This is a genomic window from Saccharibacillus deserti (assembly GCF_013618475.1).
GTDB lineage: Bacteria > Bacillota > Bacilli > Paenibacillales > Paenibacillaceae > Saccharibacillus > Saccharibacillus deserti.
The window spans coordinates 786,891-808,712 of sequence record NZ_JABJVN010000002.1; the positions used below are offsets into that span (position 1 = coordinate 786,891).

Annotated in this window: 23 protein-coding genes; 22 read left to right on the forward strand and 1 reads right to left on the reverse strand. The window is 57.6% G+C overall.

Annotated elements, in window-relative coordinates:
• The first annotated feature begins 142 nt into the window (after positions 1-142).
• The 3 genes from rsmD (at position 143) to HOP44_RS09575 (ending at position 2,454) form a co-directional block, all read left to right on the forward strand.
• Complete coding sequence (rsmD, locus tag HOP44_RS09565) at positions 143-745, forward strand: 16S rRNA (guanine(966)-N(2))-methyltransferase RsmD (RefSeq protein WP_172252743.1); 603 nt, start codon at positions 143-145, stop codon at positions 743-745.
• Positions 742-1,257, forward strand: coding sequence for a pantetheine-phosphate adenylyltransferase (gene coaD / locus HOP44_RS09570; RefSeq protein ID WP_216667512.1), 516 nt, complete (start codon positions 742-744; stop codon positions 1,255-1,257). Before rsmD ends, coaD begins: the two co-directional genes overlap by 4 nt.
• 81 nt (positions 1,258-1,338) lie before the next feature.
• Positions 1,339-2,454 carry a YlbL family protein gene (locus HOP44_RS09575; protein WP_343059827.1) on the forward strand — a complete coding sequence of 372 codons (1,116 nt, stop codon included), beginning with the start codon at positions 1,339-1,341 and terminating at the stop codon, positions 2,452-2,454.
• Here HOP44_RS09575 and HOP44_RS09580 read toward each other — a convergent pair.
• Entirely contained in the window at positions 2,441-3,682 is a 1,242-nt protein-coding gene (locus HOP44_RS09580; protein ID WP_172252745.1) for a tRNA(Met) cytidine acetate ligase, read from the reverse strand. The genes HOP44_RS09575 and HOP44_RS09580 overlap by 14 nt on opposite strands.
• A 305-nt stretch (positions 3,683-3,987) precedes the next feature.
• Between HOP44_RS09580 and HOP44_RS09585 the strand changes: the two genes are divergently transcribed.
• From HOP44_RS09585 to trmD, 19 genes are all read left to right on the forward strand, one after another.
• Positions 3,988-4,497, forward strand: coding sequence for a YceD family protein (locus HOP44_RS09585; RefSeq protein ID WP_172252747.1), 510 nt, complete (start codon positions 3,988-3,990; stop codon positions 4,495-4,497).
• A gap of 68 nt (positions 4,498-4,565) precedes the next feature.
• Positions 4,566-4,739: a 50S ribosomal protein L32 gene (gene rpmF, locus HOP44_RS09590; RefSeq protein ID WP_018975076.1), complete on the forward strand. Its 174-nt coding sequence runs from the start codon at positions 4,566-4,568 to the stop codon at positions 4,737-4,739.
• Between the two features lie 362 nt (positions 4,740-5,101).
• Positions 5,102-5,674 (forward strand): transcription factor FapR, encoded by a 573-nt coding sequence (fapR, locus tag HOP44_RS09595; RefSeq protein WP_172253045.1) that lies wholly within the window; start codon positions 5,102-5,104, stop codon positions 5,672-5,674.
• 126 nt (positions 5,675-5,800) lie between these two features.
• Positions 5,801-6,826: a phosphate acyltransferase PlsX gene (gene plsX / locus HOP44_RS09600; protein ID WP_172252749.1), complete on the forward strand. Its 1,026-nt coding sequence runs from the start codon at positions 5,801-5,803 to the stop codon at positions 6,824-6,826.
• The gene (locus HOP44_RS09605) at positions 6,826-7,815 is read left to right on the forward strand and encodes a beta-ketoacyl-ACP synthase III (protein WP_172252751.1); all 990 of its coding nucleotides are present in this window, start codon (positions 6,826-6,828) and stop codon (positions 7,813-7,815) included. The genes plsX and HOP44_RS09605 overlap by 1 nt, the downstream gene beginning before the upstream one ends.
• 16 nt (positions 7,816-7,831) lie before the next feature.
• Positions 7,832-8,767 carry an ACP S-malonyltransferase gene (fabD, locus tag HOP44_RS09610; RefSeq protein ID WP_172252753.1) on the forward strand — a complete coding sequence of 312 codons (936 nt, stop codon included), beginning with the start codon at positions 7,832-7,834 and terminating at the stop codon, positions 8,765-8,767.
• Between the two features lie 21 nt (positions 8,768-8,788).
• Positions 8,789-9,538 (forward strand): 3-oxoacyl-[acyl-carrier-protein] reductase, encoded by a 750-nt coding sequence (fabG, locus tag HOP44_RS09615; RefSeq protein ID WP_172252755.1) that lies wholly within the window; start codon positions 8,789-8,791, stop codon positions 9,536-9,538.
• Positions 9,539-9,647: 109 nt separating this feature from the next.
• Complete coding sequence (acpP, locus tag HOP44_RS09620; RefSeq protein WP_037282458.1) at positions 9,648-9,881, forward strand: acyl carrier protein; 234 nt, start codon at positions 9,648-9,650, stop codon at positions 9,879-9,881.
• 121 nt (positions 9,882-10,002) lie between these two features.
• Entirely contained in the window at positions 10,003-11,247 is a 1,245-nt protein-coding gene (gene fabF, locus HOP44_RS09625) for a beta-ketoacyl-ACP synthase II (protein WP_172252757.1), read from the forward strand.
• 12 nt (positions 11,248-11,259) lie between these two features.
• Entirely contained in the window at positions 11,260-11,949 is a 690-nt protein-coding gene (gene rnc, locus HOP44_RS09630; protein ID WP_172252759.1) for a ribonuclease III, read from the forward strand.
• A 159-nt stretch (positions 11,950-12,108) separates the two neighbouring features.
• Positions 12,109-15,678, forward strand: a complete 3,570-nt coding sequence (gene smc / locus HOP44_RS09635) for a chromosome segregation protein SMC (RefSeq protein ID WP_172252761.1) — start codon at positions 12,109-12,111, stop codon at positions 15,676-15,678.
• A 60-nt stretch (positions 15,679-15,738) separates the two neighbouring features.
• Positions 15,739-16,752: a signal recognition particle-docking protein FtsY gene (gene ftsY / locus HOP44_RS09640; protein ID WP_172252763.1), complete on the forward strand. Its 1,014-nt coding sequence runs from the start codon at positions 15,739-15,741 to the stop codon at positions 16,750-16,752.
• A 189-nt stretch (positions 16,753-16,941) separates the two neighbouring features.
• On the forward strand, positions 16,942-17,583 hold the full coding sequence (gene trhA, locus HOP44_RS09645) for a PAQR family membrane homeostasis protein TrhA (protein WP_172252765.1): 642 nt from the start codon (positions 16,942-16,944) through the stop codon (positions 17,581-17,583).
• Positions 17,584-17,744: 161 nt separating this feature from the next.
• On the forward strand, positions 17,745-18,101 hold the full coding sequence (ylxM, locus tag HOP44_RS09650) for a YlxM family DNA-binding protein (protein WP_172252767.1): 357 nt from the start codon (positions 17,745-17,747) through the stop codon (positions 18,099-18,101).
• Positions 18,102-18,187: 86 nt separating this feature from the next.
• A complete protein-coding gene (gene ffh, locus HOP44_RS09655) occupies positions 18,188-19,567 on the forward strand; it encodes a signal recognition particle protein (RefSeq protein WP_172252769.1) in 1,380 nt (459 codons plus the stop codon).
• 64 nt (positions 19,568-19,631) lie between these two features.
• Positions 19,632-19,904, forward strand: a complete 273-nt coding sequence (gene rpsP, locus HOP44_RS09660) for a 30S ribosomal protein S16 (RefSeq protein WP_037282436.1) — start codon at positions 19,632-19,634, stop codon at positions 19,902-19,904.
• 23 nt (positions 19,905-19,927) lie between these two features.
• Entirely contained in the window at positions 19,928-20,158 is a 231-nt protein-coding gene (locus HOP44_RS09665) for a KH domain-containing protein (RefSeq protein ID WP_172194419.1), read from the forward strand.
• A gap of 180 nt (positions 20,159-20,338) precedes the next feature.
• Positions 20,339-20,872 (forward strand): ribosome maturation factor RimM, encoded by a 534-nt coding sequence (gene rimM / locus HOP44_RS09670; RefSeq protein WP_172252771.1) that lies wholly within the window; start codon positions 20,339-20,341, stop codon positions 20,870-20,872.
• On the forward strand, positions 20,872-21,732 hold the full coding sequence (gene trmD, locus HOP44_RS09675; protein WP_172252773.1) for a tRNA (guanosine(37)-N1)-methyltransferase TrmD: 861 nt from the start codon (positions 20,872-20,874) through the stop codon (positions 21,730-21,732). Before rimM ends, trmD begins: the two co-directional genes overlap by 1 nt.
• Positions 21,733-21,822 lie beyond the last annotated feature (90 nt).

Below are 21,822 nucleotides of genomic sequence, written 5' to 3' on the forward strand. Positions count from 1 at the left end.
AAGCGGTCTTTTTGGCTTGCTCCGGTCGATGTCCGGCGAAGAGCTGCCGGCCGGATTCCGCCGTTTTACTCGCCGCCGGGTTGTGTTACGATAAAGGCAGCCGACAGACGGCACAGCATGCAGATACGGGAGGACACACAGCGTGAGAGTCGTAGCGGGGGAAGCCAAGGGGAGACCCCTTAAAGCGGTGCCGGGCACAGGAACACGCCCGACCACCGATAAAGTGAAAGAAGCGTTATTCAGTATGATCGGTCCCTTTTTCGAAGGGGGAACCGCGCTTGACCTGTTCGCCGGAACCGGCGGTCTTGCGATCGAAGCGATAAGCCGGGGTATGGACCGGGCGATTCTGGTCGATGCCGATGCCAAAAGTATAGAAGTCGTACGTGCCAATCTAAAAGCGACAGGGTTCGAAAGCCGGGCCGAAGTGTACCGGAACGATGCGCAGCGTGCGCTCAAAGCGCTGTCCAAGCGGGAAACGAAATTCGACTTGGTGTTTCTGGATCCGCCTTACCGGATGAAGAACGGGGCGGAACTGATGGCGACGATCGAAGAATACGGTCTGCTGGAGCCGGAAGCGACCGTTGTGCTGGAGTACGACTCGTCGTACGAATACCCGGAAACGGCAGGCGCTTTCGAGCTTCAGCGCAAAGCCGTGTACGGCGAAATCGCCGTCTCCATTTACCGCTGGAGACCGGAAACGGGCGGAGACTCGCAGCCCCACGAAGAGGAGGACTCGAACGGATGACGGATCAGGCAGAGAAGATCGAACGCATCGCCGTATACCCGGGAAGCTTCGACCCGGTGACGCTTGGGCATATGGACATTATTCACCGCGCCGCCAAGCAGTACGACCGCCTGATTGTGGCCGTGCTCAACAACCTGAGCAAGAAACCGCTGTTTACGGTCGAAGAGCGGGCAGAGCTGCTGCGGCAGGCGACGAGCGATATGCCGAACGTGGAAGTGGATGTGTTCCGGGATCTGCTCGTCAACTATGTGGAGCAGAAGCGGGCTCAGGTTGTGGTCCGGGGGATACGGTCGGTTACCGATTTCGAATACGAGCTGCAGATCGCGACCACGAACCGCAAACTGAACGAGAATGTGGAAACGATCTTTATGATGACCAATCCGCTGTATTCGTATCTCAGTTCAAGCGTGGTCAAAGAGATTGCGCAGTTTGCCGGAGATGTAAGCGAGCTGGTGACACCGGAAGTGCGCATCGCGCTTCAGGAAAAGCTGCACGGCAAACCTGCAGATTAAGCGAGTTTCGCGAGACCGACAGGCCGCGAAGAAGCACGGCGGCCTGTCGGCCGGATTGAAGGAAACGGGAAACCGACCCGCGTGCCGATCAATAAAAAGCAAACAGGCTGCCTGGCGCTTAGCGGCGGCGGCCTGTTTGCGTATAAGCCGAAAAGGGGAACGATCATTATGCTGCGTTTCAGACTGCCGCGCTTTCGGACGCTGGCTTATTTGCTGTGTGTCGCCCTGCTCGTCTATGTGTCGGTGTATATGCCGACGCCTTATACGATCGAGCGGCCGGGCAGCGCGGACGAGATTAAACCGATGGTTCGCGTAAGCGGGGCCGACCCGGAAGAAAACGGCTCGTTCATGATGACCACCGTCTCCGTGACGTACGCCAATCTGGCGCTGCTCGGATTGTCCCTGCTCGACCACGACGCCGATATCGGCAAAAGAAACACCGATCAGGACGACGACGAATACCGGATCACGCAGGAGTATTACATGAATTCTTCGCAATCTTCGGCGGTTGCCGCGGCTTACCGGGAAGCGGGCGTTCCGTTCGACGTGGAAACGGAATACGTGTTTATCACGACGGTTCCCGACCGGGATCCGCAGCAGAAGGAATTTGTGGCCGGCGACAAGATCGTCCGGGTGGACGGCAAGAAAGTGTCCACCCTCGACGGACTCCGCGGTTTGCTGGAAACGTATTCGGCCGGCGATACGGTCAACGTAACGCTGGAACGCGGAGGCATCGCTGTGGAGCAGGCGGTCAAACTTGTCGGCATTCCGGGCGAAGACGGCACGGTGCGTCCCGGTTTCGGCGTCTCGACAGGCGAAGTGATGCGGATCGATCCGGACGATCCGGCGGACGAGGTGGAATTTACGCAGACCCGTGTCGGCGGTCCGTCGGCGGGACTGATGTTCACGCTCGAGATCTACAACCAGCTGACCCCCGGCGATCTGACGCGCGGTCACCGGATAGCGGGAACGGGGACGATCAAATCGGACGGCACCGTAGGCGAGATCGGCGGCGTGCAGCACAAAATCGTGGCGGCGGAGCGCAAAGGCGCCGACCTGTTCTTCGTTCCCGCCGGAAATTACGAAGCCGCCGAAAAAAAAGTGCAGGAGACGGACTCGGCCATGACGCTGGTCTCGGTCGACACCCTGCAGGATGCGCTGGATTATATCGACGATATGCCGGTCAGAATACCGTGACCGGCGGCGCATAATAATCGGCGTACATCTCCCGTATGTCGGGAGATGGGAAAGCGGAAGCCTGAACGGCGGAAGCCCGGATATCGAGTTCAAGCTGCGGATGCGGAAAGTCCGCAGGGCGAACGACGACCGGAAGCTTCGCCGTTTTTTTCATGGTTTTGAGCAGCTGGCGGCCTTTCGGCGAGAAGCCGAGCACGCGGATATACTGCGGTCCGCGGGCGAGGCTGTCGCGGCCGAACAGGGGGCCGCGGTGGTTGAGCAGCGCGTGCGCCAGCAGCCGCTGCAGGCGGGTGCGCGTATAGCGCTTGGTCTTGATCGCGGCGAGCAGCGCCTCGACGCCCGGAACGGGCAGGCGCGGCAGCGCGGCGGCGATGCGGTGCTCCAGGCCCTCGACCATCCCCGGGACGAGGGCAAGTTCTTCCGGCGCGCGCGTGATCAGCGCGGCCAGTAGAGGCTGCGCCAGCGCCTCCCAGCCGGAAGCCAGCATCCTTCCGGCTGCGGCTTCGCGCCGGAGCACGCGCAGCGAGGAGGCGGGCAGGTAGGGAGCGGCATCTTCGATGCCGCTTGCGCCCCGTGCAAGCGACGCCCGCACCGCGGTGGCGCTTGCGATCGATCCGCCCGCGGGCAGGCCGGCATCGTGGTAGCCGGCCTGTTCGCGCCGCACGGCCAGCGGCGCAATGCCGCTTGCGAGCCGGCGCAGCGCAAGCACGTACTGCAATCCGAGCGTATCGTTCGGATTGCCCGGCAGGGCGGCCGCGGCGGAATCGCCGCCGCCCTGCGCCAAGGCCGCCCTGGCGTAGGCGGCCGGGTAGCTCAGGCCCTCGCCGAGGGCCTGATGCAGCGCTTCGCGCAGGGCCGGGGATTCGCCGGCCTGCATGCGCGAAGCCAGATCCTGCAGCGGCGCGATCTCGCCGCTTTCGCTGCCGAAGCAGAGGCTGTCGACGACGCCCGAGGCCTCCAGCAGCGAAACGGCACCGAAAGCGAACCATTCCGCGTGCTGCAGCGCGTACACAACCGGCAGTTCCAGCACCAGGTCGATTCCGGCGGCCAACGCCGTTTCGGTCCGGGCGCGCTTGGACAGCAGCGCCGGTTCGCCGCGCTGCATGAACGCGCCGCTCATGACGGCTACGGAAGCTTCCGCGCCCGAAACCTCCAGGGATCGCTGCAGATGCAGCCGGTGCCCGTTATGAAACGGGTTGTATTCGACGACCATTCCGACTGTTTTCATATAAAGATCGCGTCTCCTCTCTTAACAAGACAGAAAATATATGGTAGAATAAAACTTCGTCCGGTATCGACCGGCGTGCTTTTTTTACGCTGCGAACGGGAAGACGTTCGATAACGCCCGGATTCAGGGGGCATCGGGCAAGACTTCTCCTAGCTTACACGCGCAAAAGCTCCGGCGAAAGAGCGAAATGTCTCTCCAAGCCGCGCCGCGTACCGAAAAGGGCGTAAATGAAAAATACTTGACTGACAGTTGACAAAACCGAAGTGAAGTCGATATAATAACTTTGTTTGTTTGGAGTGATGAATATGCGTCTGCATTTGCGCAGAACGATTCAAAACGGTGAACCGGTTCGTTTGGAAGGCAGTGTGCCGATCGAACAATCGATCCAGGGGCGTACGGATGTGCTCTCCGCTTCTCCCGTTCAAGCCGATTTGACGGCAGTGCCGTCGCTCGACGGAACAGTGGGCGTAAGCGGGACGCTGAAGGGGCAGTTGGACATGGTTTGCTCGCGGTGTCTGGAACCCGCCCATATCGGATTGAATCTTCAATTCGAAGAGCGGTTCAAGAAGCGGGCGGAAGATGAAGCGGACCTTGAAGACGACGAGGATATGATCCTCGCGGACGACGACGTTTTCGAGCTGACGCCGTATCTGGAAGAGTATGTGACGCTGGGCGTGCCCAACACGCCGCTCTGCAAAGAGGACTGCAAAGGACTCTGCCAGACCTGCGGAACGAATCTGAACGAAACGGCCTGCGGCTGCGACAATACGGTAATCGACCCCCGGCTTGCCGGGCTCAAAGATTTCTTTAAGTAAGCGCACAGGCTGTCACACAGAAACATCCGGCCTTCGGGCCGGTTGACTTGAATAAGGAGGTGTTAAACATGGCAGTACCTCAACGGAGAACGTCCAAGACGCGCCGCGACAAGCGTCGCACGCATTTCAAGCTGGCGGTGCCGGGCATGGTGAAGTGCGAACAATGCGGAGAGCTGAAATTGGCTCACCACGTGTGCAAAGTTTGCGGAACTTACAAGTCCAGAGAAGTTATTTCTCAATAAGCATCAGCAGGAAAGTCCCGCCGCCCGGCGGGACTTTTTTTGTGCGGACGGGCGATTCTGCGCGGGCGGGAAGTCATCGTTGAACGGTCCCCCTTTCCTTTTCGGGCAGAATGATTTATACTAGCGGTTAGTACCAGGTTCTAAAAAAACTTTGGCGGCGGACCTACATAAGAAGCGCACCCGATTGCGCGGCCTTCGCGAAAGAGGTTTCAAAGGGGAAGCGGCCCGGAAGCGGGCGCTCATTATTCGGATCAGACCCAACTGCCGGAAGCGCAGCGCGCTGCGGCGGTCGGGCCCAAGCCTTACAAGGCGGCTTACGGAATGCGCGGCGCAGCGGGCGCCGGCACAAGGGGGAGAGCGGCATCGAACGTTTACCGAAACGTCAGCGCCAGCAGAAACTCGTCGAGCTGATCGACGAGAATCCGTTCGTAACCGACCGCGAACTGACCCGACGTCTCAAAGTCAGCATTCAGACGATCCGTCTCGACCGGATGGAGCTCGGGATTCCCGAACTCCGCGAGCGGATGAAGCTGATGGCGGAACGGTCTTACGATCAGGTGCGGTCGCTGGCTGCGGAAGAAGTCATCGGAGATATTATCGACCTTCAACTCGACAAGAGCGGTATTTCGATCTTCGAAATCCGTGACGAACACGTATTCAGCCGCACGCAGATCGCGCGCGGTCATCATATTTTTGCCCAGGCCAACTCGCTCGCCGTCGCCGTCATCAACGACGAAATCGCTTTGACCGCCTCGGCGGATCTGCGTTTCGTCCGGCCTATTCATCTCGGCGAGAAATGCATCGCCAAAGCCTATGTCCGGAGCAGTCCGGGCAAAGCGGGCAGGGCCAAGGTCGAAGTCCTGTCCTATGTCGGCGAAGAAATGGTCTTTCAAGGGAATTTTATCGTTTACCGGTCCGACGACAAGAACCGGTAAACGGTCCAAGAAGGCGTTATCCGGGTGCGGCCTGCCGTGTGGACGCGCGGTTTTTCTTCAATAGGAAAATAGGGATAGCGGTCAATGCAGCACGGTATGCAGAAGATGCACGGGGAGGACGCTTAAATGATTATAGCAATAGACGCCATGGGCGGCGATCACGCGCCGGCAAGTACGGCGGCGGGAGCGCTTGCCGCCGCGGCGGAGTGGAGCGACATTACGATCAAGCTTGTCGGGGACGAAGTGAAACTTGCGCCGCTGATCGGACAAGGTCTGCCCAATCTTCAAATCGTCCATGCGGAAGAAGTCATCTCGGGCGACGACGAACCGGTCAAGGCCGTTCGCCGCAAGAAAGACGCTTCGATGGTCGTGGCCGGCCGCATGGTCAAGGAAGGCATCGCCGACGCGATGATCTCCGCAGGCAATACGGGAGCGCTCATGACGACGGGACTTCTTGTCGTGGGACGCATGAACGGCGTGGAACGTCCGGCGCTCGCGCCGATGATTCCGACACTCGATACGAGCGGCCGCGGCACGCTTGCCCTTGATCTTGGCGCCAATATGGATGCCAAGCCCGAACATTTGGCGCAGTACGCGCTGATGGGCAGCTTGTACCGCGAGAAAGTGCACGGCATCGAACGTCCGCGGGTAGGCCTGCTGAACGTGGGAACGGAACCCGGCAAAGGCAACGAACTCACCAAAGCGGCATTCCCGCTTCTGTCGGACCTGCCGATCCATTTTGTGGGCAATGTCGAAGCTCGGGATATTCTGGACGGCGTTTGCGATGTGCTCGTCTGCGACGGGTTCGCGGGCAACATTTTGCTCAAATCGCTCGAAGGTACGGCGGGAGCCGTGTTCAAGCTGCTGAAGCAGGAACTGACTTCTTCGTTCAAAGCGAAGATCGGCGCGGCACTCGTCATGCCCCAACTGCGCGGCCTTAAATCGAAAATGGATTACAAAGAGCACGGCGGCGCTCCGCTGCTCGGCTTGAACGGGCTTGTCATCAAAGCGCACGGTTCTTCGGATGCCGAAGCGATCAAGAACGCGGTAAGACAGGCGAGAACGGCTATCGAGCATCGCCTGGTATCAAGCATCTCGGAAAGTATGGAACAGGCAAATCAGCAAATCAGCGGGAAGAGAGTGACGGATTAATGAAGAACTTACGACCGGTCGGCGTAATCGGAACGGGCAAATACGTACCGGAGCGAATTCTGGGCAACGCGGAGCTCGAACAAATGGTAGACACGAACGACGAATGGATCGTCAGCCGCACGGGAATCCGCGAGCGCCATATCGCGGCTCCCGAGCAGGCGACATCCGATCTGGCTTACGAAGCGGCAGTCCGTGCGCTGGAGTCGGCCGGCATGACGGCCGATCAGTTGGACCTGATCGTCGTGGCGACGGTAACGCCGGACACGTCTTTCCCTTCGACGGCCTGCATTCTGCAGGACAAGCTGGGTGCCAAAAAAGCGGCCGCTTTCGACTTGGGCGCGGCCTGCTCGGGCTTTGTCTACAGTTTGGCCGCGGCAACCGGGTTTATCCAGAACGGGATGTACGATAATGCGCTCGTCATCGGCGCCGATACGCTGTCGCGCATTACCGATTACACCGACCGCAACACCTGCGTGCTGTTCGGCGACGGCGCGGGCGCCGTTATTCTGGGCGAAGTTCCGGAAGGCCGGGGCTTCCAATCGTTCGATCTGGGTGCCGAAGGCGCGGGCGGAGGTCTGCTCAAGCAGGCTGCGGGCGGTTCCCGTCTGCCGGCTTCGCAGGAGACGATCGACCAGCGCCAGCATTTCATTCAAATGAACGGACGCGACGTGTTCAAATTCGCGGTGCGCGTTATGGGTTCGGCAACCGAGGAAGTGCTGCGCAAAGCGGACATGACCAAAGACGATATCGATCTGTTTATTCCGCACCAGGCGAACATCCGGATTATCCAGTCCGCGATGCAGAGACTCGATCTGTCGGAAGACCGCGTGATGATCAACGTGGACAAGTACGCCAATACGTCGGCGGCTTCGATTCCGCTGGCGCTGGTCGAAGCTTACGAACAAGGCCGGATCAAGGAAGGCGACCGGGTCGTGATGGTCGGCTTCGGCGGCGGTCTGACCTGGGGCGGAGCGGCCCTGGTCTGGTAAGAGAGGAGCATGTACAATGGGTAAAATCGCATTCGTATTTCCCGGACAGGGCGCGCAAAGCGTAGGAATGGCAAAAGACGTCTACGACGCCCTTCCCGAAGCCCGCGGACTGTTCGAGGCCGCGGACCGTACGCTCGGTTTCGAACTGACGAAGCTGGTCTTCGACGGACCGGCCGAAGAACTCAAACAGACGGCGAACACGCAGCCGGCTCTGCTGACGGCAAGTCTCGCTTTGCTTGAAGCGGTCAAAGCTAAAGGCATCCGGGCCGATTATGCGGCCGGCCACAGCCTGGGCGAATACAGCGCACTGGCTGCGGCGGGCGTTCTGTCGTTCGAAGACGCGGTATCGATCGTTCGCGCCCGCGGACAGTTCATGGAAGCCGCGGTCCCGGGCGGACAAGGCGCCATGGCAGCCGTGCTCGGCGCGGATCGCGACAAGCTTTCCGAACTGTGCGCGGAAATCTCGGCGGCGGGCACGGTTGTCGAACCGGCAAACCTGAACTGCCCGGGGCAGATCGTGGTTTCCGGATCGGCCGAAGGCGTCGAAGCGTTGAGCGCCCGGGTCAAAGAAGCCGGCGCGAAACGCGCGATCGCTCTCGAAGTCAGCGGACCGTTCCATTCGTCGCTGATGAAGGAAGCGGCCGGACGGCTCGGCGGCAAGCTTGCGGACGTTGTTTTCCATGAAGGAACGCTTCCTGTCGTCGCCAACGTCAGCGCCCGTCCGGTCGACGGTGCGGAGGCGCTGCGGCAGTCGCTTGTCAGCCAGGTGTATTCTCCCGTATTGTGGGAAGACAGCGTGCAGTGGCTGATCGGCGAAGGCGTCGATACCTTTGTCGAGATCGGACCGGGCAGCGTTCTGGCCGGCCTGATCAAAAAAATCGATAAATCCGTGCGCATCTTCAGCGTGAACAGCCTCGAAAACGCGGATGCGCTGGCCGAAGCTCTGGCATAAACGACGAAGCAGGAGGTTAACATGCAGCAGCCAATCAAAGGACAAAACGCTCTCGTAACGGGCGCTTCGCGCGGCATCGGCCGGGCAATTGCGCTCGAACTGGGCCGCCGCGGCGCCAACGTCGCGGTCAATTACGCCGGCAACGAAGCTTCGGCGCTCGAAGTGGTCCGCGAACTGGAAGCGCTCGGCGTCAAAGCCGCCGCTTTCCAAGCGAACGTGGGCAAAAGCGCCGAAGCGGAAGAACTGGTCAAAGCGGTATCCGCCGAATTCGGCAGTGTCGACATTTTGATCAACAATGCGGGAATCACCCGGGACAACCTGGTGATGCGCATGAAAGAAGAAGAATTCGACGACGTGATCGAAACGAATCTCAAAGGCGTGTTCAACTGCATCAAAGCCGTAACCCGGCCGATGATGAAGCAGCGTTCGGGCAGAATCGTCAATATCTCGTCCGTGGTCGGCGCGATCGGCAATGCCGGCCAGGTCAACTACACGGCCGCCAAAGCGGGCGTAATCGGGATGACCAAATCCTGCGCACGCGAATTCAGCAGCCGGGGAATCACCGTAAACTGTGTGGCTCCCGGCTTTATCGACACGGATATGACCGATGTATTGCCTGACGAGATCAAACAGGGACTGCTCGCGGGAATCCCGCTGAACCGTCTCGGCCGTCCGGAGGAAGTCGCGACGGCCGTCGCTTTTCTTGTTTCGCCCGACGCCTCGTACATGACGGGACAAGTTCTCCATGTCGACGGCGGCATGTATATGTAAACCATCGCTGGCAGGGGCTGTAAACGTCTTGTTTTGGGTCCCCTGCCGCAAACAGTGGCATTTTGGCGGAGCTTCTCGTATAATACCTTTTGAAGAGGAGGTGAATCGGATGTCTGATGTAATGGAGCGCGTAACGCGCATCGTCGTGGACCGCCTTGGCGCCGACGAAGCGGAAGTTACGCCAACGGCTTCTTTCAAGGAAGATCTCGGAGCGGACTCGCTCGACGTGGTTGAATTGGTAATGGAGCTGGAAGACGAGTTCGACCTGGAAATCTCTGACGAAGACGCAGAGAAAATCACGACCGTAGGTGACGTTGTAAGCTACATACAATCGCATACCTAAGGGCGTTTAAGAGTCCCGCTCCGCGCTTTTTCACAAAGCCGGCTCGGGACTTCTCCTTCATTATGGAACAATAAATCAGATGATCCCGGAAACGGGTTTCGCAAATATAGAGGTGACCCCTATGGAACAGCAGCACAGAGTCGTCGTTACCGGTATGGGAGTCGTGACTTCCCTCGGCAAGGACGTGGAAACGTTTTGGAACAGTTTGCTCGCGGGCAAATCGGGTATCTCGAAAATCGAGAGCTTCGACGTCAGCGAGTATCCGACGCAGATTGCCGCGGAGATTCACGACTTCAATCCCGAAGATTATGTAGAACGCAAGGAAGCGCGCAAAATGGACCGCTACGTGCAGTTCGCTTATGCGGCTTCTACGCAGGCGCTGGAGAACAGCGGCCTGAAGATCGGCGACACCGTCGAAGCGGAACGGATCGGCGTTATCGTCGGTTCCGGTATTGGCGGTCTCGGTACGTGGGAAGACCAGTTTACGACGCTGCTGCAAAAAGGACCTAAACGGGTGAGTCCGTTCTTCATCCCGATGATGATCGCGAACATGGGTTCCGGCGACGTATCGATCAAGCTGGGTGCCAAAGGACCGAACACTTCGGTCGTTACGGCCTGTGCGACCGGTACGCATTCGATCGGCGATTCGTTCAAGCTGATCGCGCGCGGCGATGCCGATGCGATGATCTGCGGCGGTGCGGAAGCGACGATCCGTCCGACCGGACTTGCCGGATTCTGCGCGATGCGCGCCATGTCGACCCGCAACGAAGATCCGTCCAAAGCGAGCCGTCCGTTCGACAAAGACCGCGACGGATTCATCATGGGCGAAGGCGCCGGCGTTTTCGTATTGGAATCGCTGGAACATGCCCAGGCACGCGGCGCGCATATCTACGCGGAAGTGGTTGGCTACGGACTGAGCGCGGATGCGCACCATATGACCGACCCGGATCCGGACGGCGCGGCACGCTGCATGAAGATGGCGCTCAAGAGCGCGAATCTGCAGCCGGAAGATCTGGATTACATCAACGCGCACGGCACTTCGACGCCGGCAGGCGATCTGTCGGAGACGAAGGCCGTCAAGATGGCGCTCGGCGATCACGCTTACAAAGTGGCGGTCAGCTCGACCAAATCGATGACCGGGCATCTGCTCGGCGCGGCAGGCGGCGTGGAAGCGGTGATCTGCGCGCTGTCCTTGGACAACCAGATCATGGCGCCAACCATCAATATTGAAAACCAGGACGAAGCATGCGACCTCGATTACGTGCCGAACACGGCGCGCAAAGCGGATTTAAAGGTTGTCATGTCCAATTCGTTCGGGTTCGGAGGCCACAACGCTTCCGTTATTCTCAAAAAATTCGAAGCGTAAGGAGCCGGGACGTTGAGCGGAGATCTGAAACAACTGCAGCAGAAACTAGGAGTCCAGTTTGCGGATAAGCCTCTGCTTAAACAAGCTTTCACGCATGCGTCGTATGTGAACGAACACCGGTTCAGTCAGCATCATGACAATGAGCGGCTCGAATTTTTGGGCGACGCGGTACTCGAGCTGACGGTATCGGAATTTCTCTACAATCGTTTCCCTGGCCGGCCCGAAGGCGAACTGACCAAGCTGCGCGCGGCGATCGTATGTGAACCTTCGCTGGTCAAGTTCGCGGAAGCACTGAATTTCGGCGCTTATGTACTGCTTGGCAAGGGAGAAGAATTGACGGGCGGCCGCAGCCGTCCGGCGCTGCTCGCGGACGTGTTCGAATCGTTCGTGGGCGCGCTTTACCTCGATCAGGGCCTGGAGGAGGTTCGGGGGTTCCTCGACCGTTACGTATTCCCGCAGGTGGCCTGGGACGGCAAGCTGCAGATGAGCGATTTCAAAACAGAGCTTCAGGAACTGACCCAGCATCACAATCTCGGCGTGCTTGAATACCGGATTGTCGAAGAGCGCGGTCCGGCACACGAACGCGAGTTTGTGTCGGAAGTGTATATGGGCGAACGCAGTTTGGGTCGCGGAAACGGACGTTCCAAAAAGGAAGCCGAGCAGCAGGCCGCGGCTGCGGCGCTGGAAACGCTGAAACTGTAGCTACAAAAAAAGAGCAAAGAGCGGCCGCAAGCTTCACAACGGGATGTCCGAATCTGCCCGTGCCGCTTTTTGCTCTTTTTCGTTGTAAAAGGAAAAAGCGTTTCCCGCCGATAACAATAGACAGACAGGATCAACAGGAAGGGGAGGTGAGCGACGGTCATGTATCTGAAACGGATCGAACTCGCCGGATTCAAATCGTTCGCCGACAAAACGGAAATGGAATTCGTCCGCGGCATTACCGCGGTCGTCGGTCCGAACGGAAGCGGAAAAAGCAATATTTCCGATGGTATCCGCTGGGTATTGGGGGAGCAAAGCGCCAAAAGCCTGCGCGGCGGAAAGATGGAAGATATCATCTTCGCCGGCAGCGATTCGCGCAAAGCGGTGAATTACGGCGAAGTTTCGCTGACGCTGGACAACGAAGATCAGGTGCTGCCGCTGGATTTTGCCGAGGTAACGGTCACGCGGCGCGTTCACCGCAGCGGAGACAGCGAGTATTTGATCAACCGGCAGCCGTGCCGACTGAAAGACATTACGGAACTGTTTATGGATACCGGCATCGGCAAAGAAGCCTATTCGATCATCGGGCAAGGGCGAATCGAAGAGATTCTCAGTACGCGTTCCGAAGATCGTCGGGGGATTTTTGAAGAAGCGTCGGGTATCGTCAAATATAAATCGCGCAAGAAAGAAGCCAACCGCAAGCTTGCCGATACCGAGCAGAACCTGCTGCGTATCCACGACCTGGTTACCGAGCTGGAAGACCAGATCGGACCGCTCAAAGCACAAGCGGAAAAAGCGCGGCGCTACAAAGAGCTCAAGGAAGAACTCCAAGACAAGGAGATCGCTCTTTTCGTTTATCAGATCGGTGAAATCCACGAAGCCTGGACAGCCGCCTCGGAAAAGCTGGCGGCTTTCGAACGTCAGCGCGAACGGCTGGCGGGAGTGGTTGACGAGCACGACCGTACACTCGACAGCGACCGTCAGGTCCTGCGCGCGGTGGAAGACGAGATTGAAGAACTTCAGAACCGCCTTCTGCGCTACAGCGAGCTTTTCGAGAAGTCGGAAGGTTATGCGCAGCTGCTCGAAGAACGGCGCCGCAATTTGGAACAATCCCGGGAGCAGCTGGCCGAGGCGATCGAGAATGAAGGCGAACGTTTCGACCAGCGCAAGCAGGAGAGCTTGTTTGTGCAGAACAAACTTAACGCGGCCCGTTTGGAGCTTGAACATCTCCAGACCGAACTGTCGGCCGAACAAGCCAAACTGACAGGCGTTACCGAAGGCATCAGCCACGAGCAGGAAGAATCGCTCAAAGGCGATCTGCTCGAGCTCATGAACAAGATGGCGCAGACCCGCAACGAAATCCGTTATGCCGACCAGCAGAAGGAAGGCGTCATGCGCCGGATGAACCGGGTGAACGAAGAATCCGGCCGCTGGGAGACGGAGAAGAAGCGCCTGGATCAAGAACATGCCGAGCGCAAAGCCGCCCTGGACCGGGCAGCGGCCGAAATCGCGGAACTGCGCCGCTCGTACATCGAAGAAAGCGAGAAACTGCATACGCTGCAAAAAAACGCGGCGGACAGTTCTTCGTCGGCCCGCAAATGGGAGCAGAAACGCGAAGCGCTGGTGTCCCGGCGGGATACCATGCAGGAGATGCAGGAAGATTTCGAAGGCTTCATGGTCGGGGTCAAAGAAGTGCTGAAAGCTTCGCGCGGCCGTCAGCTCGAAGGCGTGCACGGAGCGGTAGCGGAACTGATTCGCGTGCCGCAGCAGGTGGAAACGGCGATCGAAACGGCGCTTGGCGCTTCGCTGCAGCATATCGTGATGGAGAACGAAGCGCTGTCGCGCAAAGCGATCGGGTATCTGAAACAGCGTCAGCTTGGCCGTGCGACTTTCCTGCCGCTGGACGTTATCCGGCCGCGGCATATGTCGGACAGCGACAAACGCGCCGCTGCCGGTGCGCAGGGTTTTGTCGGGATCGGAGCGGAGCTGGTCGAAGCCGACGAACGGTATGCCGGTATTGTCGGCAGCCTGCTCGGCGGTCTTGTCGTGGCTCAGACGCTTGAAGATGCCAACGGCATCGCTTCGCGTCTGAATTACCGCTACCGCGTCGTGACGCTCGACGGCGATGTAGTCAATGCCGGCGGCTCCATGACCGGGGGCAGTCAGAACCGGCGCGGCAGCAGCCTGCTGGGACGCAAACGCGCCTTGGAACAGCTGGAGCGCGAAATTGCGGAAAGCGAACGCGAGATTGCGCGCTTTGTGCGCGAGGAGCGGGAGAACGGCGCGCTGGCCGTGCAGAGCGAAGAACGCTTGTCGGCACTGCGCGAAAGCGGCGACGCTCTGCGCGCCGACCAGCAGCGTCTGGACGGCGAGCTGAAACAGACCGAACACGGCCTGCGCCACGTGAACGAACAGTTTGCGCTGCACGGGGAAGAACGCTCGGGGTACCACGAAGAGCTGGAGAACGCCGGGCAGAGCCGTCAAAAAGCGGAAGAAAAGCTCAAGGAGCTGGAAGCCGAAGAAGCTGCGGTGCGCCAGTCGATCGCAGCCGCGGAGTTTGCGCGCAAAGCCGGCGAGTCGGCCAAGGAAGAGCTTCAGGGCAAACTGACCGAACTGCGCGTCCGGGAAAGCCGGCTGATCCAGGAAACGGCTTCGCTCGAAGAACGGCAGAGCCGACTTGGCGAAGAAACGGGCACCTTCTCGAACCAACTGGCCGACCGCCGCAAAATGCTGCGCGCCGCGGAAGCGGAGCTGGCCGCAAACCGCCGGGACGCCGAAGAGCATGTCCGCGAGCTTCGGGAAGCCAAAGAGCTGAAGAGCAGCACGCAGGAACGTCTCGAAGAAAAACGGCTGGACCGCGTGGAACGCCAGCGGAAGCTGGAAGAGCGGGAGAACGAGACGCATAAACAGCGCAGCGAGCTCAAAGCCGTTGAAGAACAGATCCGGCATACCGAGATTCAGGCGGCGCGTCTGGACGTGGAGCTGGAAAATACGCTGCAGAAACTGACCGAAGACTATGCGATCGGATACGAATTGGCCAAGCAGCGCTACGAACTGCCGGAAGATCCGGAAGCGGCACGGCTCGATGTGCGCGAGATCAAACGCAAGATTACGCTGCTCGGCGAAGTCAGCCTGGGTTCGATCGAAGAATATGAGCGGGTCAGCGAACGCTACGAATTCCTGAGCGAGCAGAAAAACGATCTGATGGAAGCCAAAGCGCAGCTGTATCTGGTGATCCGCGAGATGGACGAAGAAATGTCCAAACGCTTCAAAACGACGTTCGATGCGATCCGTCGTCAGTTCGGGACGGTATTCTCCAAGCTGTTCGGCGGAGGCCGGGCCGATCTGGTGCTGCTTGATCCGGAACACCTGCTGGAAACAGGCATCGATATCGTCGCCCAGCCGCCGGGCAAAAAGCTGCAAAATCTGCAGCTGCTGTCCGGGGGAGAACGGGCGCTGACGGCGATGGCGCTGCTATTTGCCATTTTGCATGTCAAACCGGTGCCGTTTTGTGTGCTGGACGAAGTGGAAGCGGCGCTCGACGAAGCGAACGTGACGCGGTTTGCCCAGTATTTGCGCGAGTTTGCGGAGCAGACGCAGTTTATCGTCGTCACCCATCGCAAAGGTACCATGGAGGAAGCGGACGTGCTGTACGGCGTCACGATGGAAGAAGGCGGCGTATCCAAGCTGGTCTCGGTCCGTTTGGAAGACGAAGAAGTCGGCATCGCTTAGAGCGGTGCCGTTTGCGGCAAAGACGATAAGGGGATATCCCGCGACTGGAGGCAATCAAGCATGAGTTTTTTTCGTAAACTGAAAGAAAGCATTGCAGGCAAGACCGATTCGGTGACCAAGCAGTTCAAGGACGGTCTGGAGAAAACGCGCAAAGGGTTTGTCGAACGCGTCTCCAGTCTGATGGTCCGTCGGCGCAAGATCGACGAAGAGTTCTACGAAGAACTGGAAGAAATTCTGATCGGCGCGGACGTCGGCGTGAATACGGTGATGGAACTGATCGACGATCTTCGCGTCGAAGTCAAAAAGCGCCGCCTGAACGATGCCAGCGAACTGCGTCCCGTGCTGTCGGAGAAACTGGTCGAGCTGCTCCGCGGCGAAGAAGACAACTCTCTTAACATGAGCGCGGAGGGTCCTACGGTCATTTTGTTTGTCGGCGTCAACGGCGTAGGCAAGACGACAACGATCGGCAAACTCGCGCACAAATTCAAAAACGAAGGCAAAAAGGTGCTTCTCGCGGCAGGCGATACGTTCCGTGCCGGCGCGATCGAGCAGCTTGAAGTTTGGGGAACCCGCACGGGCGTCGAAGTCATCAAGCAGAACCCGGGCTCCGATCCGGCTGCGGTCATGTACGACGCCGTTCAGGCCGCCAAGCAGCGCCGCGCCGACGTGCTGATCTGCGATACGGCCGGCCGCCTGCAGAACAAAAGCAACCTGATGGACGAGTTGAACAAGATTTTCCGCGTGATCCAGCGCGAGATTCCGGGCGCTCCGCATGAAGTGCTTATGGTACTCGACGCGACAACCGGACAGAATGCACTCAGTCAGGCCAAGCTGTTCGGCGAGAAAAGCGGCGTAACAGGGCTTGTATTGACCAAACTCGACGGCACGGCCAAAGGCGGCATCGTCGTGGCGATCCGTCAGGAATTGAATATTCCCGTCAAACTGGTCGGTCTCGGCGAGAAAGTAGACGATCTGCAGGAGTTCGATTCGGAGCAGTTTGTCCACGCGCTGTTTGCCGGCCTGATCGAAGAAGAACTGGTAGACGAAAACGGAGAGCCGCAGCAGCCGGAATAAAGCGGGCATGCCGGGATCAAACCGTGACAAGCCGCCGACAATATCGGATTTTCCGCAGTTTTCAGGCGCGGCATGCAGAAGCCGAAGTGGAAAACCGCGGCTGGAGCCGTTATAATCGGAATATGATGTTTCTGAAAACAACGCAGCTGCGGTGAAAAAATTCATTTTTAAAAAAGGAGGAATGTCTACATGGCCAATACGCATACGTATTCCCGCCGGGAAGAAGTCGCCAACGCCGTTACGCACGGGATCGGAGCCGCGCTCAGTATTGCCGCCCTGGTTCTGCTGATTGCTTTTGCAGTCGCAAAAGGCAATGCCTGGCACGTGGTAAGCTTTACCATTTATGGGGCTACTATGCTGCTGCTCTACACAAGCTCGACTCTCGTGCACAGTTTCCGTGAAGGGAAGGCGAAAGACTTCTTCGAGTTCATGGACCATTCCTCCATTTATCTCTATATCGCGGGAACGTATACGCCGTTTATGCTGATCGCCGTTCGCGGCACGCTCGGCTGGACAATCTTCGGTCTCGTATGGGGCATCGCAATCGGCGGCGTGGTGTTCAAAGCCTTTTTCGTGAAAAAGTTCCTGTTCATGTCCACGCTGTTCTATCTGCTGATGGGCTGGCTGATCGTGCTGGCATGGGGAGCGCTGACCCAGGCGATTCCCGCGGGAGGTATTCATCTGCTCGTCGCAGGCGGCCTGATGTACACCGTGGGTACCGTTTTCTATGTATGGCGCGCTTTTCCGTTCCATCATGCGATCTGGCATCTGTTCGTATTGACGGGAAGTATCCTGCATTTCTTCTGCATTTTGATGTATCTGCTGCCTTAATTCCTTATTCGGATAAACGGATCATCGAGGTAGAAAATCGAATTTAAATAATCCTTGAAGATGTTAAGCGCAAGCGCTTGACATCTTCTTTTGTTTTCGGTATGATAGGGAACGTTGATCAATGTGTAAAGTGTTTCGCCTTGACGAGAGGAGCATTCCGGATGAGCCAAGACAATCGTCTGGAAAAGACGAATCGAATCAATCTGCTGTTCGCTTTCTACGAGCGATTGCTGACGGAGAAACAGCAGACCTTTCTCAAGTATTATTTCCATGACGACTTCTCGCTCGGCGAGATCGCTGCGGAATTCGAAATCAGCCGCCAGGCGGTGTACGAGCATATCAAGCGGGCGGAACAGACGCTTGAGAATTACGAAGCGAAGCTGGAACTGCTGCAGCGGCACGAGAGCCGAATGCAGTCGATTCGGGAACTGGAAGCTTTGTCTTTCGACGACAAGCTGCCGGAAGAAACGCGCCGGACGCTCGGAGTCCTTTCCGAGAAGCTGCAGGCTCTGGAGTAGCGGAGCAAGCACAATCCCGCGAATTCGATAAATGAATGCCTTTCGATATATAATAGTAGAGAAGTGATCGAAACGGGGGTGAACCTATGGCATTTGAAGGATTGACAACAAGGCTGCAGAACGTTTTCGGCAAACTTCGGGGCAAAGGCAAAGTATCCGAAGAAGACGTCAACGATGCGATGCGCGAAGTGCGTCTGGCTCTGCTGGAGGCGGACGTCAACTTCAAGGTCGTCAAGGACTTCATCGGCAAAGTAAAAGAAAAAGCACTCGGCAAGGAAGTCACCGAGAGCTTTACGCCGGGCATGGTCATCATCGATATCGTCAACAAAGAACTGACGGATCTGATGGGCGGCACACAGTCCAAACTGAACAAAAATACCCGGCCGCCAACTGTTATCATGATGGCCGGTTTGCAGGGCGCCGGTAAAACGACGACGACCGGCAAGCTTGCGAAAATGCTGCAGAAGCAGGGAAGCCGGCCGTTGATGGTCGCAGGCGATATTTACCGCCCTGCGGCGATCAAACAGCTTCAGGTGCTCGGCGAGCAGCTGAACGTTCCGGTCTTCTCGCTGGGCGACCAGGTCAGTCCGGTCGAGATCGCCCGCAAGGGCCTGCAGGAAGCCAAAGACAAAGGCCATGACTACGTGATCATCGATACGGCAGGCCGCCTGCATATCGATGAAGACCTCATGAACGAGCTGAAGCAGATCCATACGGAGACGAAGCCGGACGAAGTGCTGCTGGTCGTGGATGCCATGACCGGTCAGGATGCCGTCAACGTCGCCCAGAGCTTCAACGAACAGCTGTCATTGACCGGAGTCGTGCTGACCAAGCTCGACGGCGATACACGCGGCGGTGCCGCATTGTCCGTCAAAGCGGTGACCGGCTGTCCGATCAAGTTTATCTCGCTCGGCGAGAAACTGGACGCGCTCGAGCCGTTCCATCCGGAGCGGATGGCTTCGCGGATTCTCGGGATGGGCGACATGCTGTCGCTGATCGAGAAAGCGCAGGCCGGAATCGACGAGAACAAGGCGAAGGAAATGGAGCGCAAAATGCGCAACGCGGAATTCACCTTCGACGATTTCCTCGAGCAGATGGAGCAGGTCAAGCAGCTTGGCCCGCTGGATCAGATCATGGATATGATCCCGGGAATGAACAAGATGAAACAGAAGACCGACCTCAAAGTCGATGACAAGCAGGTCGGCCGGATCGAAGCGATCGTGCACTCGATGACGAGCGTGGAGAAACAGACGCCGGACATCATCAACTACAGCCGTCGCAAGCGGATTGCGGCAGGCAGCGGAACCTCGCTTGCCGAAGTCAACCGCTTGATCAAGCAGTTCGACGAGATGAAGAAGATGATGAAGCAGCTCTCGGGGATGATGGATCCTAAGGGCGGCGGTAAGAACAAAGCAATGAAACAGATGCAAAAGATGGGTAAGGGCATGCGTTTCCCGTTCCGTTAAGCCGGAAGTGAAGCGATTAGCATAAAGCCTTAAAGCAGTTTATTTCTTGAAGGAGGTGATTTTCGTGGCAACTCGCATTCGTCTGAAGCGTATGGGCGCTCATAAAGCTCCTTTCTATCGTATCGTGGTATCGGATTCCCGTTCCCCGCGTGATGGACGCTTTATCGAGGAGATTGGTTACTACAACCCGGTCGCAGAACCGCAAGTAGTAAGCATCAACGAAGAAAAAGCATTGGCATGGCTGCAAACCGGCGCGCAAGCGTCCGATACCGTTCGCAACCTGCTGAGCAAAGCCGGAATCATGAAGAAATTCCATGAATCCAAACTGCAAAAATAAGACAGTGACGCGGAGGGGTTGACGTGGAACAGTTAGTAGCGGTTATCGCAAAAGCTCTGGTCGATCATCCGGAAGATGTTGCAGTCCGTACCGTAGAGAAAGAGTCCTTGGTCGTATACGAACTTTCCGTGCATCCCGATGACGTAGGCAAGATCATCGGGAAGCAGGGGCGGATCGCCAAGGCGCTGCGTACGGTTGTAGCATCGGCAGCAGTCAAACTGGACAAGCGGGTAACCGTGGATATCCAGTCTTAAAGGGGGAGTTCGGTACGGCAGCGTATCCGAAGCCTCTCCGGTCTTAAAGATATACGAAAAGGGGTTAGGAGGTTTTCTTCCTAGCCCCTTTTCGTACATGGTCAAGACTTTCTCGGCTAACGCCGCCCCTATATAATGTAAGAAAACTCCAGACAAGAACCGAAAGGACAGAACCCAACCATGAATCCGAATACCCAACCCGAATTTTTGAGTGTAGGCAAGATTGCCAATACGCACGGCATACGCGGAGAATTGAGAATTTTTCCGTTTACCGATTTTCCCGAAATCCGTTTCGCCCAAGGCAAACAGCTTCTGCTGATTTCTCCGGAAGACGGAGCGATGCTGAAAGTGAAAATCGTAGGCTCCCGCGAGCAGAAGAATGTTTATGTCGTCAAACTGGACGGTTACGACAACATCAACCAGGTTGAGAAATACAAAGGCTGGGACGTCAAAGTACCGAAAGACGAAGCGGTCGAAGCCGAAGAAAATGCGTATTATTTCCATGAAATCATGGGCTGCAAAGTGTTGAACGAAACAGGCGAAGAACTGGGTCTGATTACCGATATTTTGACGCCGGGCGCCAATGATGTATGGGTAGTGAAAACAAAAGGCGGCAAAGAGCTGCTGATTCCGTTTATCGAAGATATCGTGAAAGACGTCAATATTGCCGAAAAAACGATACGGATCGAAGTCATGGAAGGACTGCTTGACTGATGCGGATCGACGTACTCACTTTGTTTCCGGAAATGTTCGAAGGCGTCTTCGGTGCCAGTATTCTCGGTAAAGCCAGAGACAAAGGCTTGGTGAAGCTGTCGGCGGTGAATTTCCGCGATTATTCCACCAATAAGCACGGACAGGTCGACGATACCCCTTACGGCGGAGGCGGAGGCATGGTGCTCAAGCCCGAGCCGATTTTTGCCGCGGTCGAAGATCTGCTGAGCCGCAGCGAATCGGCGATGGACAAACCTGTTTCGGCCAGTGCGGTTCAGCCGGGAGAAGCGCCGGCAGCCGCGTCTGCGTCTGAAAAATCGTTATCCGTTCCCGCCGCTTCGGGTTCCCGGCCCCGGATCGTTCTGCTTTGTCCGCAGGGAGAGACGTTCACCCAAAAGAAAGCGGAAGAGTTTGCTCAGGAAGATCATCTTATTTTTATCTGCGGCCATTATGAAGGATATGACGAGCGTATCCGGATTGGACTTGTGACGGACGAAATTTCGATCGGCGACTATGTGCTCACAGGCGGAGAACTGCCCGCCATGGTCATGATCGACAGTACCGTGCGTCTGCTGCCCGGCGTGCTCGGCAACGAGAACAGCGCGATCACGGACTCGTTCAGCACCGGACTGCTGGAATATCCGCATTACACCCGGCCGACCGAATTCCGGGGGATGCAGGTCCCGGATGTTCTGCTGTCCGGACACCACGCCCATATCGAAGCTTGGCGTCGGCGCGAATCGCTGCGGCGTACCCTGCAGCGCCGCCCGGAGCTGCTCGATCGCCTGACGTTGACGAAGCAGGAACAAAAGTGGCTGGAAGAACTCAAACGCGAAGAAGCTTCTTCGGTCCCGACCGATTAAAGACCGGATTCACCCGGCAAAAGAAATGCCCAGAGCGCCGCAGGATTTGCGGCGCTCTTTTTTTGTGCGGGAAATGCTAAACTGGAAGGG

Coding starts and splice junctions, on each gene's coding strand:
- coaD (WP_216667512.1), top strand. CDS start 742: ATGACGGATCAGGCAGAGAAGATCGAACGCATCGCCGTATACCCGGGA.
- HOP44_RS09580 (WP_172252745.1), bottom strand. CDS start 3,682: ATGAAAACAGTCGGAATGGTCGTCGAATACAACCCGTTTCATAACGGG.
- HOP44_RS09585 (WP_172252747.1), top strand. CDS start 3,988: ATGCGTCTGCATTTGCGCAGAACGATTCAAAACGGTGAACCGGTTCGT.
- rpmF (WP_018975076.1), top strand. CDS start 4,566: ATGGCAGTACCTCAACGGAGAACGTCCAAGACGCGCCGCGACAAGCGT.
- plsX (WP_172252749.1), top strand. CDS start 5,801: ATGATTATAGCAATAGACGCCATGGGCGGCGATCACGCGCCGGCAAGT.
- HOP44_RS09605 (WP_172252751.1), top strand. CDS start 6,826: ATGAAGAACTTACGACCGGTCGGCGTAATCGGAACGGGCAAATACGTA.
- fabD (WP_172252753.1), top strand. CDS start 7,832: ATGGGTAAAATCGCATTCGTATTTCCCGGACAGGGCGCGCAAAGCGTA.
- fabG (WP_172252755.1), top strand. CDS start 8,789: ATGCAGCAGCCAATCAAAGGACAAAACGCTCTCGTAACGGGCGCTTCG.
- acpP (WP_037282458.1), top strand. CDS start 9,648: ATGTCTGATGTAATGGAGCGCGTAACGCGCATCGTCGTGGACCGCCTT.
- fabF (WP_172252757.1), top strand. CDS start 10,003: ATGGAACAGCAGCACAGAGTCGTCGTTACCGGTATGGGAGTCGTGACT.
- smc (WP_172252761.1), top strand. CDS start 12,109: ATGTATCTGAAACGGATCGAACTCGCCGGATTCAAATCGTTCGCCGAC.
- ftsY (WP_172252763.1), top strand. CDS start 15,739: ATGAGTTTTTTTCGTAAACTGAAAGAAAGCATTGCAGGCAAGACCGAT.
- trhA (WP_172252765.1), top strand. CDS start 16,942: ATGGCCAATACGCATACGTATTCCCGCCGGGAAGAAGTCGCCAACGCC.
- ylxM (WP_172252767.1), top strand. CDS start 17,745: ATGAGCCAAGACAATCGTCTGGAAAAGACGAATCGAATCAATCTGCTG.
- ffh (WP_172252769.1), top strand. CDS start 18,188: ATGGCATTTGAAGGATTGACAACAAGGCTGCAGAACGTTTTCGGCAAA.
- rimM (WP_172252771.1), top strand. CDS start 20,339: ATGAATCCGAATACCCAACCCGAATTTTTGAGTGTAGGCAAGATTGCC.
- trmD (WP_172252773.1), top strand. CDS start 20,872: ATGCGGATCGACGTACTCACTTTGTTTCCGGAAATGTTCGAAGGCGTC.